The organism is Thalassotalea agariperforans, assembly GCF_053470345.1.
Genome location: NZ_JBQMWH010000004.1, coordinates 195,384 through 209,653 on the forward strand (window position 1 = coordinate 195,384; position 14,270 = coordinate 209,653).

A 14,270-nucleotide genomic window follows, 5' to 3' on the forward strand; every position below is an offset into this window, starting at 1 on the left:
TTGCTAAAAGCAATCACTATCGCATAGTCCACCTATACTCTTGACATTAACTTCTGGAAAAACTCTGGAAACTCAAGTTATTCAGGCGATACACGTCATTTCCAGAAATTTGAATAATTACCAATTATTATACAAATAAATTAATTCTGGAAATTATATTTTCCAGAATTTATTAAGTAATAAAGCAGTAATTAAATTATATGTCGTGTAATACTTTCCGGTACAACGTTATTAGCCAATTATGTTAATTTCTCTGATTTTCAGACTCAGTTTTTGGATGCTCACTGTATTCTTCGGGCAGTTCTTCAAGTAAACCATCGTTGTAGAAATCAAATATCAGCTCGCCTGTTGTTTTTCGCTCAGTCCAATAACGGCCCTTTAGTTTACGCTTGGGGCTTTCAATAATAGACAAGACACATGCACCGTCATGAGGGTTACTTCGGTGATTCAAACTAACGCGTGGTTTGCTTGTATAACTGTAAGTAAGTTCTTTTTGCTGACGTTGCTCGTCAATTAAAAAGCCCTCAACATAGGAGTCACTTTGCATTTCGGATGTTCGAACAACATATGATGTTGTAAAAAATGTTTGTTTAACGGTAAGCATTGCAGGAATAGGTGCTATTTTATTACCTGTCGCTTCATCAACCCAGTTAGAGTATACGTAACCAACCCAAGTACCATTTAGGTCGGGAAACGGTACTAACCAGCCTCTAAAAATTTTAAATTTCCATCCCCATTTAACAAAAACGGCGATAAGTAAAAGGTCTGCACTAACAACTTTAGGTACAAGGCTAAAGAAATCTTTAGCCAATGATAGGTTTAGATCACCTGCCCAAGCTAATCCAAACCAGATTAGCGCGGACACGCCAATTAAAACGTAAATGGTGCTTTTGAGTACTATATTTTTCATTACTCGTACCCAACGTAATTCCATGCTGCTACTAATAGCTTACGAGCCTGTTGTTTTGTCCATTTTTGGTTTGGTCCAAATAAATATTTTAGTTCACTCACTTCACCCCATTCATCCGAAGACTCTTTTCCTAGTTCTTCGTAAAGGTATATGATCACGTTGCGTAAAACATCATAAAATGAGGCGGAACTAAAGTAATGATTCGGTACATTCCACATCAAACACTCACATAAAAAGCCCGGAATGCCTTTGGCATCCTCAACTCCATTTGCGGTCATTTCATTAGTTAATTTTTTTAAGACACGTACTGTTCGTTTATATCTTCGTGAAGTAAGAGTGTTTTTACTAACACCGTTTTCATAGTGTTGTTCAGGCCAGTTAATGACTTTTTTACCATCGTCTGAAAATTGTTGAACACCTGTAATATAGCTACCATCCGCTTTAAAACGTCTATGATCCATAAAAGGGGCAACATCTGCTTCAACTCGATAGGTGTTAGCCTTAATATCGAATGCTTTGCTACCACGTGTTACCGCAGCTTTACCGAACTTTTCAATTAAGGCTTCCTCTATATCATTTTTGAAATCATTAAAGGTGTAAGATGCAGCTACATAACCGAATGAGTCTCTGTTGTATCCTTTCGGGTAATCTCCAAAAAAGACATCAGAACAAACAATACCAACGTCAACATCAGAGTCGGCCTGAACATTTACCTTGTTTCGATAAGATCCTTGCAAGAAAACTTTTATCGACTTGCTCTTTAATTTTTCAGATGCATTTATTGCGCTCTTAATCATATTAATGGCGTTTTCACAGCGCTCTTGCTCTGTTTTACCCGGCCCTGTTGACCAGTTTTTAAATTTATCTTCCCACTTAGATGTGCTCATAGTTTGTACTGCTAAATTATTAAAAGACATACGTCCCCCCTCCTGCGCTAATAGGTAGCGCAGTTATTGGTTGTTAATATTTGTTATCTTGCTTTATTTGACTGAGATAACACTGACGCTGCGAATGACTTGGTGTCATCGCTATATTTACTGCTTTTTAATACATCAGAAGCTTTTGTTTCCATCTTACTACTTGTCTGGTTGCTTGAGCTTGACTGGCTTAGCACTGATGCAGCTAGCGATTTTTGCACTTGGGATGCAGATGGATCGTTTAATGTGGACGCAGCTTTTGAAGCCAACGCCTTTGAAGATTGTTTTGAATTAGTCATTTTAACTACTCCGTAAAAATTAATAAGAATATGGGCATGAAACCTCACGCTTAATGCCCTAGTTTTAGCTAGCTGTTACTTCGCTGGAACCAAAATAGGCCAAGCCTTACAACCATATTTGCGAGCATCTAATAGTTGTTTTGACTTGGGATCTTTTCGATATCTGCGAAAAATCAGCTTCATGCCCTTAGGGACACGGATCTTTTTTTTCTTATCGGCCATCGCCAACTCCTTAAAGTTTAAAGAGAGGCTAAAGGTTGAAATTAATTACGAAATAGACTAAATTTAGTCTCGCTTGGAACGTAAAAAATTCCTTAGATGTGCCTCTCAAGTGTGGTTCATCTTTGCCTGATCTTGCTGGTAACTCGATCAGGCAATCCTTCCCTTGATAAGCTTTTTTGACTTTCATAAATCTAGAGATTCAATCTAATGTACAACAAAGCTAGACCATCAAAATAAATTTTGATGGTCTAAGTATACATATTTGAACAAAAGGATCAAAGTTTTTTTTGATGGACTATTTTATGGCGTAATATTTAAACTCAACACCGCCAGTTTCAGACTTATCTTCTACTCGAAGTAAGAAGCCATCTTCATATAGCGACTTTAGTTTTGTACTTGCGTTATTAACTTTAAAATCAAGGTATTCCGCAACATCACTTGCACTAGAAATACCATTTTTATAAACAAAATCAAATATAGGTTTATTTGTTTTAGAAGGGCTACCAACTTTATTCATTTTAATATGATCAAAATGATCACCATTATAAAAAGGCATTGGTTGATTTAAACTCAAGACAGGAGCTAGGATATTAAGTCTTAACATTTCTTTTTCAGCATCGACGAGGCAGATCCCTTTCTCTTTTCTATAATGCTTTGCTAGACGAACAAGCGCCTCTCTCGCAAAAGATGCGTCAAACACAACATCTTTAATTGAGATATAGAAGATTTTATATTCAGGCTTTTTATCGATAAAAAAAACAAGCTCGTTAAAAACTTGCTTGCCTTCATCGTCCCCGATCCCTGTCAAAGAATTTTTATCAAAAATCCTTATGAGACTTATAACACTTTCATTCTGTTTCATATTTTATATTGAAGCAGATAACACCCTATTTTGTCAAATTATTTGTTAAATGGTACAGCGAAAGATATAAATGTTCCTGTGAGTTCTAATAATTCCTCGCTAACCATTAGGGAGTCTACTAAATTTGGCTTCTCAGCAACTTTAAAAAAGTGATAGTAAGTATCTGCAAGTCTAATATGCATGTCTGAATTAGTTAGTTTCGCATGATGAAAGCAAGTACATAGTCCATTACCACCTTGATCGCCTTCTTTACTTGAAATACCTTTAGTTAACATCTCTAATATTAATTCAACATCAGAGTACCCAGTATAGGCTTCATTATGACTTGCTAAGCTAGGCTTGAGCGACTCTAGCAATCCAATCCCACTATCACAAACAACAATTTCAGCTCTATTTTTATATATTTGTAATGCTGCTAATCCATTTAACTCTGTCTGGCTGTGCTCGCAAACGTTTCTAGTTAGCTCGCTAAACAATGAAAAAAACTGGATATAGAGTTCGCTGCGCTGTTCTTCAGTAATTTGAGGGATCTTATCTGTAATTTTCTTCGCCAAGTTTTTTGGCAAAGTTTTATCATGTACTGAACCAGATATTTTATTAATTGAGATATAAGAATTGCCAGATTTTTTTACCCTACTGACTTTATTAATTCCATTGGGAGATTTAAATTTGACACCATCAGCCAAGCAATCAAAGAATCCCATAGTCTCGCAATAACCAAGTAATTTGTTGGTTTTACCAGAGAAATCCAGAGTTACTTTCACCCCTTTTTCATCTAGTTGATTTACTATATTAATTAAACGTATTAAGGTGTTTATTGGTGCATTAGCTCTGGCTTGGATGACAATAGTTAGAGATTTTTTGTTACTAAAAATATCATCTTTGGCTTCGGTTAAGAGCTGCTCAAGTTGATAGCCAGATACCCAACGACCTTTTTGCTGGGGTTTAAATTGAATTGTTGCTGCCATTTGATTAAATTATTATTCCTTTAATTTATATAATGAGGGTAAATCGTAATAATTTCAATAATATAGTTGATTATATTATGAAAGTAATAATTTGGAGATATACATTGGCGCTTCCTTAGTGAGCAGAGTTTTCAAAAGTAAAAATTTAAACTCTATTTATTTTCTACATGTTCTTATTTAAAGCGTTATTTAAAGTTGGTCTACTAACATCAAAATGCTCTGCTACTTCAGATTTTGTCATTTCGGGATCACTTAACATTGCTTTTGCCTTCTTAATATCAGTAGGTGTAAGTTTTGGTTTCCTTCCTCCTTTTCTTCCCCGCGCACGTGCAGCATCTAATCCAGCTCTAGTTCGCTCTGAAATAAGTCTGCGCTCAAACTGGGCAATAGAACCAATCATGTGAAAAGCCAGCTCGCCCACAGCCGTAGTTGTATCAATACTTTCATTTAAACTTATAAACTGTACTTGCTTGGACTTAAAACTATCTAATAGTTCTATTAAGTCTTTTAAACTTCTGCCAAGTCTATCAAGACGTTGGACAACCACTACATCACCTTCTCGGAGAACATCAATCATACGTTCAAGTTCTGGTCGTGACTTTGACCTACCACTATATTTTTCGCTAAATATTCGTTCACACCCAGCTGCTTCTAAAGCGTCAATTTGTGCATTGTATGATTGCTCATCGGTACTTACTCTTGCATAGCCAATCTTCATTAAATCACCTTAAACAAAGGTAGGTTTTATTTACGTAGAAAACTTTACGGGTTTATTTACATAGAAACAAGTTGTTTTAATGAGGATATTGATGATCGGGTGTATGAAAAGTAAACGGTCGTTTGTTTTTCACAGTAGGGAAGCTAAGAATTAGGATATGTATCAGATATTTTTTTATTCATTATATTCCTCAACTCTTCAATGCTAAGAGTTGTGCTCTCTCTATGCAGCATCGCATGACAATTAGGGCATACAGGGCGAAGATCTTTAATAGGGTCAACAATGTAAGACTCATTAATTACATGCAATGGCACAATATGATGAACATGTATAAAACCAGAACCAACATCTCCGTAAACTGCTTCAAAGTCAAATTGGCATACATTACAAATAGAACCATAGTGCTCAATACATATTTGTCTAGCCGCTGCGTTTCTTTCGTAAGCATTCACCGAAATAGTCTTTTTCAACCCTTCCACTAACGCTAAACCTTCATCTAACTCATCCGGAGATTTATAGTTTGAGTTAAGGATTACTGCAGTTCTGTGTTTATCTAATATAGATCTAATTGAATTTAGTCTTCCATGCCGCAGACTTTCATAATAATCGATATGTAGTTCAATAGATTTCAATGATGTTTCATAAACGGAAGCAGAAAAATCCCGACTTATTCTAGTTAATATATAATCAGTAGCTTCTGTATTGAAAGTTCTTTTATATAATTGTCCCGATAGTATTTTTCCTATCCCAACAACATAATCTTTTGCTGAACCTTCATTCATACCTGATTGCGTGACAATTTTCTCAACAGCTTCCATCCGAGTTAATTTGCCTTGAGTTACAAGTAATGATTGAGAGAATGCATACTCTGTCATAGATAATGTTATAGCTGGCATATGCTATTCCCTACTCATACAAATACTTCTGAAACCCTACAAAGGTTTCTCTGATAGCCACCGGTGAGCCGAACTCAGCAGTGGCGTCACTTATGGTGTTGTATTTGAGCTCGACCAAACTGCGCATTTTTTTAGCCGCCAGTTCTTCTACACCATCTTCTATGTATTTATCTAAAATGAATTCGATGAACTCAACTTGTTTGTAGGTGAATTCTTTTGATATACCTGGCTTTGCGGTTGCAACACGTTCTTTACGTGTGTGGGTTTCTCTGGCGTAGGCAACGTAGGCTAGCAGGTCGTACACATCGCTGTCTTTGGCGTCGATAATATCTTTCATGCTATCAAGTTTTTCATCGTCGTAACCGGCTTCTTGTAAGTCAGTTAGTAGCTTCTCTCGAGTGCTTGGGTTGCTCCATATATCACGCAATTCGTCTTCATTACCAAAAAAGCGTGGTAGCTCACCAAACAACTGTTCAACAAACTGATGAGCTGTGAGCATATCGCCGTCTGGGCCCATAAACAATACGCTTTTCATGTGCTGTATTTGACGTACTTTTCCGTCTTTAAGGGTGATAAATATCTTCTCTGGTCTGTCGGGTTTATCTTCGCCACCGTAATCACAGCTGCATGGTGTATCACCGCAGTTATTACAGGGTTCATCAAGGCACTGACAAGGAGTTTGATTACATTCGTTGCATAGCTCATCTGGGGTGTCATCAACACAGTTACATGGGTTAAAACCACAAGTTTCACACACACAAGTGCAAGGGTTAGCATCACAAATATCGCAAGGCTCTTGATCGGGTTTATCTTCTGGCGGCAATGGTTCACCATCCCACTCGGGATCAGAGAAGTTATGATGCGCCTTTACAAAGTCATACACGGTGAAGAATGACTTACCGTCGTACATTCGCGTACCACGGCCAATGATCTGTTTAAACTCAATCATGTTTTTACATTCACGCATTAATACAATGTTGCGCACATTACGAGCATCTACGCCTGTCGATAACTTACGTGAAGTGGTTAATATGGTCGGAATGGTTTTCTCGTTATCACAGAATGTACGCAAGTCGTTTTCACCCGCCGCACCATCGTTAGCGGTAATACGCACACAATAGCTTGGATTAGTCGTCCAGCCTTGTTTAACCGCGTATTGATTAATGTAATCGCGCACCATACCTGCGTGCTCTTGTGTAGCACAAAATACGATAGTTTTTTCTTTTGGATTAATATGGTCCATCCAATACTGCACGCGTTTTTGTTCACGTTGTGGCATGGTGATAATGCGATTAAAGTCGCTCTCTTTATACACTTTGCCAGCTTCAGGTTCGCCTTTAAAGGTAACGGCATCGCCGGGTGTATAAACATATTCATCCATAGTGCCGACAATCGGATAGACTTTAAATGGCGTTAAAAAGCCATCGCTAATGCCTTGTTTTAAGGTATAGCTGTAAACTGGGTCGCCAAAGTATTTATAACTGTCGGCATTGTCGGTACGCTTTGGTGTGGCAGTTAAACCTAATTGAACTGCGGGAGAGAAGTAGTTAAGAATTTCACGCCATGAGCTTTCGTCATTTGCACCGCCACGGTGACATTCGTCAATAATGATAAAATCGAAGAAGTCTTCTGGGTATTCTCTAAATCTGCAGTTGCTCGTATCTTTTATTTGGTCAGAATCAAATTCTTCACTCTCCAGTTCCTCAGGATCTTCATTACCGGCAGAGTCTGTCATTAGGGTCTGGAAAATAGCCATAAAAATACTGGCGTTTTTAGGTACCCCTTTAGCTTTTTTAATTTCATTAGGGGTAATGCGCACTACTGCATCTTCACCAAAAGCACCAAAGTCGTTAAAGGCTTGTTTGGTTAATACATTTCGGTCGGCTAAGAATAGAATACGTGGACGTTTTTTAGCATTACTAGGATTTTTAGCTGCTTGTAAACTCCAACGGCTTTGGAATAACTTCCACGACATTTGAAACGCAATACAGGTTTTACCTGTGCCTGTTGCAAGTGTTAGTAGAATACGGTCTTTACCTTGAGCGATGGATTCTAACGCTTGGTTAATAGCGTTTTCTTGATAATAACGTGGTTGCCAGTCGCCTTTACATTCAAAGGGGATTTTTGAGAAGTTTTCACGCCAAGTGCTGGTAAATTCAGGTTCACTGTTTCCATCATCACCGTTAAAGGCAATTGCCCACATTTCTTCAGGACTCAAATAACGGTCTACTAACTGCTCGTCACCCGTTAGCATATCTATCTGGTAAATGTCATGACCGTTTGTGGCATAAGCAAAACGGCACTGTAAACGTTGTGCGTAGTCTTTTGCTTGGCGTACACCTTCGGTATAACTTAGGCTTTCACGTTTGGCTTCAACTGCGGCAAGTTTTCTGCCCTGAAACTCTAAAACATAATCTGCACTGAGCTTTGATCCTCGTTTACCACCACCTAAAATACGGCCAGCGGTAATACTTACCTCACGGCGAATAATACTATGGTCTGCCTTACCCCAACCATCTAACACCAATTTAGGCGAAATTAGTTCGGCGCGGGTTTCAGATTCGTTTCTACTCATGACACTTACCTGTGAACAAAAAATTTAGTTGTCGCTGTTATATTTAATAGAGCTATAAATCGAGAATGCATAGAACTGTTCAAGCCCCTAATCAACAGTACTATAACCTTGTAAGGGCGAATTTGGCTTATGCGGAAAAGCCATCTGTAACACACCATCAGCAATCATTTGTTTTAAATAGTTCTGACGAATACTTTGTGCTTTTCTATCAAGCAACACTTCAAGTACTGACACCGAAATATAATGCCCTTTACATAGTTCATTAATAAGCTGTTTCATTGTATCTGTATCTAAACGACTATGCTCTCTAGCCTGAGCGCCTAATGCGTTAAGTTTAACTCTAAATGCTTCAGTCAATTCATCAAGTTGATCAACAAATGGTTTATTCAGTTTTTCGCTGATAAAACGGCCTTCAGCGTCCCGTTGATCACATTGTTTTGCTTCATGACTTAAGTCACTATGCGTTAAGTTTGTCTCGCTATGCGTTAAGCTTGCTGAGTTATGCGTTAAGTTATCCAAAGTAGTTAACGTATTGGTAAATATATCTTCCGGAGAAAGAGGTTCCATGCCTGGTAAGCTATAAGATTTATCTTTTTTTATACCATTAGCAACTAAAAAACCTTTATCTACAAGTTTAGGTAAGGCCAAAGTAACATCTCTAGAATGTTTACTAGTTAACTGACATGCTCGTTCGTGGTTAACCCAACCTTCAATAGCCGCTGTAGTCACGATCATTTGCTCTAGTTCATTCAAGTCATAAAAGCGACTACCAAATAAGCTACTTAATAGATCGGTTACTTCTTTAGGAATTAAACTTACGGTAGAAAGCTCTAGTAATGTTTGCTCAGAAGGGACTTGTTTTTCATACAGTTTGGGTTTTCTCCATTTTGCCCACTCCCAACCACTGTATATTTTCGGAATACCTGAACCTGCTCGTTCACCTGCGCCAATCATCAAAAACATTTGATGCATTCTTCTGTTACGACAATCACTTTCTCCTCCTTTAACAGCAATTTCAGGAGGAACCCGCATTAAGCCGGGGTTACGAAAACCAAATAAATCGGGGCGTTTAATAATTAGAATAGAACTTCTGCCGGTGTAATCAGCATGAACTAACGTATTAACTAATGCTTCACGAATCGCTTCATGAGTTTTAGATTCATCTAGACGTATCCCTTGCTGTAATTCGAATGGTACTTTAAGGTCGGTCGTTAATTTTCGGTAAGTTCGGCGGTAAAAATCGAATACATTGCCAGACCAAGAACCATCAGGATAAACGCGATCAATCCAACGCTGGGTGTTAGCTTCATCACGCTCTCTATAATCGACAAAGTAGTTGGGCGCAGCTTCTTGAATAGCGTCCCATGTACCAAACATCATTACACCGGCAAAGGTTATTCCTTCTTCTCCGGCTTGACGATCTTTTCTCCAGCCACCTATTTGCTTAAACATTTCAAAAAGTTCAAGCTCTAACCACGGATGCTGAGGCTTAGCCGTTGCCAATAAATTTTTATAAGCACTTAGGCTATCCTTATCAATATCATCAAAATTAAAGCCTGTAAGTATTTTATCGTCGCGACTGTTTTCCACTTGTTCGGCAAACATGCGCTTTACTTGCTCTTCACTACAGCGATGATCACCCTCGTGTAACCGAACAAAGGTTTCTTTCATCGGTTGGTTTTTTAAATAAACAGGCTTTTGCTCTCTTCGTGCGGCGGGAATATAAATAACCAATAATGGCTTTTCTTCAATAATGACTACTTTCACATTGTCGTTGCTAAGTAAATTGATGTTTACTTTGCCTGTGTTGTCAGCAATATCGAAAAGTTGCTTTTGAACGGTTTCAATATCCTCAATACCAGCTAGTGTTAAATGCCCCTTTTTTTCGCGAACACCTAGCACTACATAACCACCACGACTATTCGCCATAGCACTGTAAGTAGGCCAGAAATCATTAGGTAGTTTACCTTTGCCATCCTCGCCTTGCGCAAGTTTAAATTCTAACTCCGCTGATTCAGATAGTGTCTGTAAATCTATTTGGTCGTTAATATCAAACATCATTACTCCTACTCACCTCACGACGGATGATGCTGTGACCACTATTTTTTGGGGAATTAGCACCCCAACCATCTAAAGTCAGTTTGGGTGAGATTAACTCAGCTAGGGTTTCAGATTCGTTTCTACTCATGACACTTACCTGTGTTATAAAATTTTTACCGGTGTTTACTTAGTCGTTGTGGTTAGTTCACCACTAAAGGCTTTTTGTAAAATGGATTTTTTTAGCTCGTCAAGTGCTACTAACTTCGCTTTGTATATTTTATCTAATGATATATAAGAAAGTTTGATTTGATTAAGTTCACTTACTATTTCACTTTGTAAGTGAGTAGGAGCTATAGGCACAAGGAAAGCTCGCATTGACTTTAAGGAAACATTTTTTATAGTTGCTCCCGTAGCATTCCTCTCTGCATAATCTTGGAAAATTTGGCTTTCAATTACGAACTTCACATATTCTTTATTAATGTCCTCCTTCAAATTAAAGTAACATGCACTTTTCCCAAGAACCACTTTTTCATTATTGTAAAATGCCACATTACCCAATGTCCCATTTATAGAAACTAGAATAGTTCGATCATTCAATGTCTTTTTATATTTATCAAATTCAATTTCAGATACTTTTTTAGTCCGTTCTTTAAACTCAATAACACCATCATTCAAATTATTACCATTGATGAAATAATACTCACCATCTTCAGAATATTTTGGAGTGCCGTGCAACCCATCACCTAACTTAGTTGTTATGTCCTCAATACTTTTTTCAACCCAACCTTCACCTTTTTGGCTGAAGACTTGTTGTAGGTAGCTGTCGAATAAGTCGCGAGCATTTTTTAGGTTTTGTTCGGTTTTAGAACGGGTTTGTTCTAAGTCGGCAAACACGGTGTCGAGCAATGCCACAATGCGTTTTTGTTCGGCAAGAGGAAGTAATGGTATTTTCACACGACTAACTAACTCTATATTTAAATTTCTAACAGTTGAGCCTGCTGCTAGCGCATCAAACTGACTAAAAACAAAAGGTGAACCTAACATATGGTAAAGGAAATCTTGGTCTATTCGCTCATCTTTTGCGCTTAACACTAACCATCCATCGTGAATACAACCTGAAGTGCCCATGATATAAGGGCGGCCAAAACTCATGGAGTTTGACAAAATAAAATCGCCTTTATTAACTAATCGAGACCTCTGAATACCTTCTTGTTTTATTTTTTGCTTTGTTTCGTAGATAAACTTGCCGCTGGCCGTAGCATCACCAATTTTTATCCAGTTGATTCCATTAGGGTCTTCTGTAATATAATCTTTAATAGGTCTTGGTGAACCGCCTCTAGCAATGTCATAAAGGCTATCCAATCTAACTAAAGGCCACTCCATTACAACAACTCCTGAATCTTAGCTAAAATCGCTTCAGATTCTTTATCTAGAGCAATAATGTCATCAATAATCACTTTAGGCTCACGTAATGGGGCTGCTTCTTCTACATTAGGGTTTTTAACTGATAAATCATAAGTGCTTTCATCAATATCACTAATCGCTAATGACCATGACTTATCAGAATCAGAAAAGCCTTTTTGAAGATCAACAAACTCTTTTAAGTCTTTGTCATTTAAAGGGTTGGTTTTACCCATATTACGGCCAACATTGAGTTCGTAAAACCATGTATTAAGCGTCGGTTCACCTTTGGTAAAAAAGAGAACTACGGTTTTTACTCCCGCACCTAAAAAGGTACCACCAGGGCAATCCAGCACGGTATGTAAATTACAGTTTTCTAGTAGCTCTTTACGTAAGGCAATAGCGGCATTGTCGGTATTACTTAAAAAGGTGTTTTTAATAACAATGGCTGCACGACCACCGGGTTTAAGCATTTTAATAAAATGCTGTAAAAACAAGAATGCGGTTTCGCCCGTTTGAATAGGGAAGTTTTCTTGTACTTCTTTACGCTCTTTACCACCAAATGGCGGGTTGGCTAAAATGATATCGTGCTGGTTACTTGGCTGAATGTCTTGTAGGTTTTCAGATAAGGTATTGGTGTGTAATACGTTAGGCGCTTCTATACCGTGTAATATCATGTTCATGATGGCGATAACGTAAGCGAGTGACTTTTTCTCTTTCGCGTAAAAGGTATCGTTTTGCAGCGTATCTAAATCACTGGTGCTTAACTTAATCTTATCTCGCCCACCTTGACGCAAATAATCAAATGCTTCACATAAAAAGCCAGCTGAACCGGCAGCGCCGTCGTAAATGGTTTCGCCAATTTTCGGTTGAATAACGTCAACCATCGCACGGATTAATGGGCGCGGTGTGTAGTATTCGCCACCGTTACGACCAGCGTTACCCATGTTTTTAATTTTTGCTTCGTATAAGTGGCTAAGCTCGTGTTTTTCTTGCTGTGAGCGGAAACGTAATGAGTCAATTTTTTCCAGTGCGTCACGCAGAGAATAACCACTTTGAATTTTGTTTTTTATTTCACTAAAAATTTCACCAATTTTATATTCAATGGTATTGGCGTTATCGGCACGTTGCTTAAAGCCTTTTAGGTAAGGGAACAGTTGACCATCAACAAAGTCCATCAGGTCATCACCCGTTAAGGCGTTGTTGTGATCAAACTTGCCGTCAGCGTCTTTGGGTGCTGCCCATTTGCTCCAACGGTATTGCTCGTCGATGATGTAGTCGTAGGTTTCCATCATCATTTCAGCTTCTTGCGACTTGGTGTATTCAAGGTCGTCGAGGTACTTTAAAAATAACATCCATGATGATTGTTCGGTGTAATCTAGCTCAGAGGAGCATCCTGCGTCTTTGTAGAAAATATCGTCGACGTTTTTAAATACTTGTTCAAACATGTTGGTGTAGTCCTTGTTTGCTATTGAGTTATTTCATTGTGCTAACTACGAAAAAAGAGAAGATTAAGATATTTCTTAAATTAAATATCTAAATAGCAACTCAATAGCTTGTTGTTATGATTATTAATTAAATTGGGTTTCTACTTCTCCAGGCAACGGAAAAATTTCGTTTATATCGCACTGAAGAAGGTGAATTATTTCATATATCCTTTCGCATGAAACAGGCACAGTGCCTCTTTCAATTCGGCTTAGGTAGCTTGCTTCTATGCCCAATTTATTAGCTATTTCAGCTTGATTTATGGAGCGCTTCGTTCGAGCAATTTTGATATTCATGCCAATTAATTTTTGTACGGGCTGCATTCAAAATTTCCACAGAGAAAAGAATAAATCTTCCCATATTGCAGATAACCAACCCATGACATATAATGAAACTAATTTACATATATATCAATTTAATTACTTTTTTATCAAATAATTAACTTTCATAGCAATAATAAAAATGAAACTAGACCCTTTTGTAGCTCAAATTATTGCCGCAACAAACTTTGATCATTTCACAACAAGTGATGTCCGGTCAGCATATATAGCTTTAAAAAATGACTCTTCTTTAGAACCTTCAACCGTCAGAAGAAAGATATATGCCGAGCTTTTAAAGTTAGTAAAAAAAGGCTGGCTCAAAAAGGTTATACCAAATAAAAAAGGCTTCACTCGTTTTAGAAAAACCGAAATTTTTGACGTTAAAACAATTGAATTGAAAGCAAAGTGCAAATCACCCAATTCAGTAAAGTTGGATAATGATAAAGAAGGGCAATTACTGGGCAAATTGAATCACTATAAAGCTGAACTATTGCTGAATATTGGAGAGTCTGAAGCATACAAAGAGCTTTATTCAGAGTTCCCTGAATTGGTTGATGAAATTCAGCCGCAATACAATAAAGCTAGAGACAACAACACGAGGATTTTAGGGAAGATCAGAGCCATTGAAGGCTTACTCAAAAAAGAAAGCCAATAGAG

15 protein-coding genes are annotated in these 14,270 nt (G+C 37.8%); 1 reads left to right on the forward strand and 14 read right to left on the reverse strand.

The features are described from left to right. Positions 1-244: 244 nt before the first annotated feature. The 14 genes from ACSLUO_RS08100 to ACSLUO_RS08165 all read right to left on the reverse strand — a co-directional run bounded on the left by ACSLUO_RS08100 (position 245) and on the right by ACSLUO_RS08165 (position 13,616). Entirely contained in the window at positions 245-910 is a 666-nt protein-coding gene (locus ACSLUO_RS08100) for a Cap15 family cyclic dinucleotide receptor domain-containing protein (protein WP_448247808.1), read from the reverse strand. Further along, entirely contained in the window at positions 910-1,827 is a 918-nt protein-coding gene (locus ACSLUO_RS08105; protein ID WP_448247810.1) for a nucleotidyltransferase domain-containing protein, read from the reverse strand. Before ACSLUO_RS08105 ends, ACSLUO_RS08100 begins: the two co-directional genes overlap by 1 nt. Before the next feature lie 53 nt (positions 1,828-1,880). Then, complete coding sequence (locus ACSLUO_RS08110; protein ID WP_448247812.1) at positions 1,881-2,126, reverse strand: hypothetical protein; 246 nt, start codon at positions 2,124-2,126, stop codon at positions 1,881-1,883. A gap of 75 nt (positions 2,127-2,201) precedes the next feature. Continuing rightward, positions 2,202-2,348 carry a hypothetical protein gene (locus tag ACSLUO_RS08115; protein WP_211866864.1) on the reverse strand — a complete coding sequence of 49 codons (147 nt, stop codon included), beginning with the start codon at positions 2,346-2,348 and terminating at the stop codon, positions 2,202-2,204. Positions 2,349-2,643: 295 nt separating this feature from the next. Next, positions 2,644-3,210, reverse strand: a complete 567-nt coding sequence (locus tag ACSLUO_RS08120; RefSeq protein ID WP_448247813.1) for a hypothetical protein — start codon at positions 3,208-3,210, stop codon at positions 2,644-2,646. A 38-nt stretch (positions 3,211-3,248) separates the two neighbouring features. Continuing rightward, on the reverse strand, positions 3,249-4,178 hold the full coding sequence (locus ACSLUO_RS08125) for a hypothetical protein (RefSeq protein ID WP_448247815.1): 930 nt from the start codon (positions 4,176-4,178) through the stop codon (positions 3,249-3,251). 163 nt (positions 4,179-4,341) lie between these two features. Then, positions 4,342-4,896: a recombinase family protein gene (locus tag ACSLUO_RS08130; RefSeq protein WP_448247817.1), complete on the reverse strand. Its 555-nt coding sequence runs from the start codon at positions 4,894-4,896 to the stop codon at positions 4,342-4,344. Positions 4,897-5,039: 143 nt separating this feature from the next. Beyond that, entirely contained in the window at positions 5,040-5,792 is a 753-nt protein-coding gene (locus tag ACSLUO_RS08135) for an HNH endonuclease (RefSeq protein ID WP_448247818.1), read from the reverse strand. A 10-nt stretch (positions 5,793-5,802) separates the two neighbouring features. Continuing rightward, positions 5,803-8,367, reverse strand: coding sequence for an EcoAI/FtnUII family type I restriction enzme subunit R (gene hsdR / locus ACSLUO_RS08140; protein ID WP_448247819.1), 2,565 nt, complete (start codon positions 8,365-8,367; stop codon positions 5,803-5,805). An 87-nt stretch (positions 8,368-8,454) separates the two neighbouring features. Further along, on the reverse strand, positions 8,455-10,428 hold the full coding sequence (locus ACSLUO_RS08145; RefSeq protein ID WP_448247821.1) for an RNA/DNA-binding domain-containing protein: 1,974 nt from the start codon (positions 10,426-10,428) through the stop codon (positions 8,455-8,457). Further along, positions 10,418-10,555, reverse strand: coding sequence for a hypothetical protein (locus ACSLUO_RS08150; RefSeq protein ID WP_448247823.1), 138 nt, complete (start codon positions 10,553-10,555; stop codon positions 10,418-10,420). Before ACSLUO_RS08150 ends, ACSLUO_RS08145 begins: the two co-directional genes overlap by 11 nt. 35 nt (positions 10,556-10,590) lie before the next feature. Next, positions 10,591-11,790, reverse strand: coding sequence for a restriction endonuclease subunit S (locus tag ACSLUO_RS08155; RefSeq protein WP_448247824.1), 1,200 nt, complete (start codon positions 11,788-11,790; stop codon positions 10,591-10,593). Continuing rightward, a complete protein-coding gene (locus ACSLUO_RS08160) occupies positions 11,790-13,256 on the reverse strand; it encodes a class I SAM-dependent DNA methyltransferase (protein ID WP_448247826.1) in 1,467 nt (488 codons plus the stop codon). Before ACSLUO_RS08160 ends, ACSLUO_RS08155 begins: the two co-directional genes overlap by 1 nt. Before the next feature lie 123 nt (positions 13,257-13,379). Next, a complete protein-coding gene (locus ACSLUO_RS08165) occupies positions 13,380-13,616 on the reverse strand; it encodes a helix-turn-helix domain-containing protein (RefSeq protein ID WP_448247827.1) in 237 nt (78 codons plus the stop codon). A 139-nt stretch (positions 13,617-13,755) separates the two neighbouring features. Here ACSLUO_RS08165 and ACSLUO_RS08170 point away from each other — a divergent pair, with 139 nt between their 5' ends. Continuing rightward, entirely contained in the window at positions 13,756-14,268 is a 513-nt protein-coding gene (locus ACSLUO_RS08170; RefSeq protein WP_448247829.1) for a VspR family transcription factor, read from the forward strand. Positions 14,269-14,270 lie beyond the last annotated feature (2 nt).

Bases quoted from the DNA above. Each gene is read 5' to 3' on its own strand.
- ACSLUO_RS08105 (WP_448247810.1), bottom strand. From the start codon at position 1,827: ATGTCTTTTAATAATTTAGCAGTACAAACTATGAGCACATCTAAGTGG.
- ACSLUO_RS08150 (WP_448247823.1), bottom strand. From the start codon at position 10,555: ATGAGTAGAAACGAATCTGAAACCCTAGCTGAGTTAATCTCACCCAAA.
- ACSLUO_RS08120 (WP_448247813.1), bottom strand. From the start codon at position 3,210: ATGAAACAGAATGAAAGTGTTATAAGTCTCATAAGGATTTTTGATAAA.
- ACSLUO_RS08160 (WP_448247826.1), bottom strand. From the start codon at position 13,256: ATGTTTGAACAAGTATTTAAAAACGTCGACGATATTTTCTACAAAGAC.
- ACSLUO_RS08115 (WP_211866864.1), bottom strand. From the start codon at position 2,348: ATGGCCGATAAGAAAAAAAAGATCCGTGTCCCTAAGGGCATGAAGCTG.
- ACSLUO_RS08135 (WP_448247818.1), bottom strand. From the start codon at position 5,792: ATGCCAGCTATAACATTATCTATGACAGAGTATGCATTCTCTCAATCA.
- hsdR (WP_448247819.1), bottom strand. From the start codon at position 8,367: ATGAGTAGAAACGAATCTGAAACCCGCGCCGAACTAATTTCGCCTAAA.
- ACSLUO_RS08100 (WP_448247808.1), bottom strand. From the start codon at position 910: ATGAAAAATATAGTACTCAAAAGCACCATTTACGTTTTAATTGGCGTG.
- ACSLUO_RS08130 (WP_448247817.1), bottom strand. From the start codon at position 4,896: ATGAAGATTGGCTATGCAAGAGTAAGTACCGATGAGCAATCATACAAT.
- ACSLUO_RS08165 (WP_448247827.1), bottom strand. From the start codon at position 13,616: ATGCAGCCCGTACAAAAATTAATTGGCATGAATATCAAAATTGCTCGA.
- ACSLUO_RS08110 (WP_448247812.1), bottom strand. From the start codon at position 2,126: ATGACTAATTCAAAACAATCTTCAAAGGCGTTGGCTTCAAAAGCTGCG.
- ACSLUO_RS08125 (WP_448247815.1), bottom strand. From the start codon at position 4,178: ATGGCAGCAACAATTCAATTTAAACCCCAGCAAAAAGGTCGTTGGGTA.
- ACSLUO_RS08155 (WP_448247824.1), bottom strand. From the start codon at position 11,790: ATGGAGTGGCCTTTAGTTAGATTGGATAGCCTTTATGACATTGCTAGA.
- ACSLUO_RS08145 (WP_448247821.1), bottom strand. From the start codon at position 10,428: ATGATGTTTGATATTAACGACCAAATAGATTTACAGACACTATCTGAA.
- ACSLUO_RS08170 (WP_448247829.1), top strand. From the start codon at position 13,756: ATGAAACTAGACCCTTTTGTAGCTCAAATTATTGCCGCAACAAACTTT.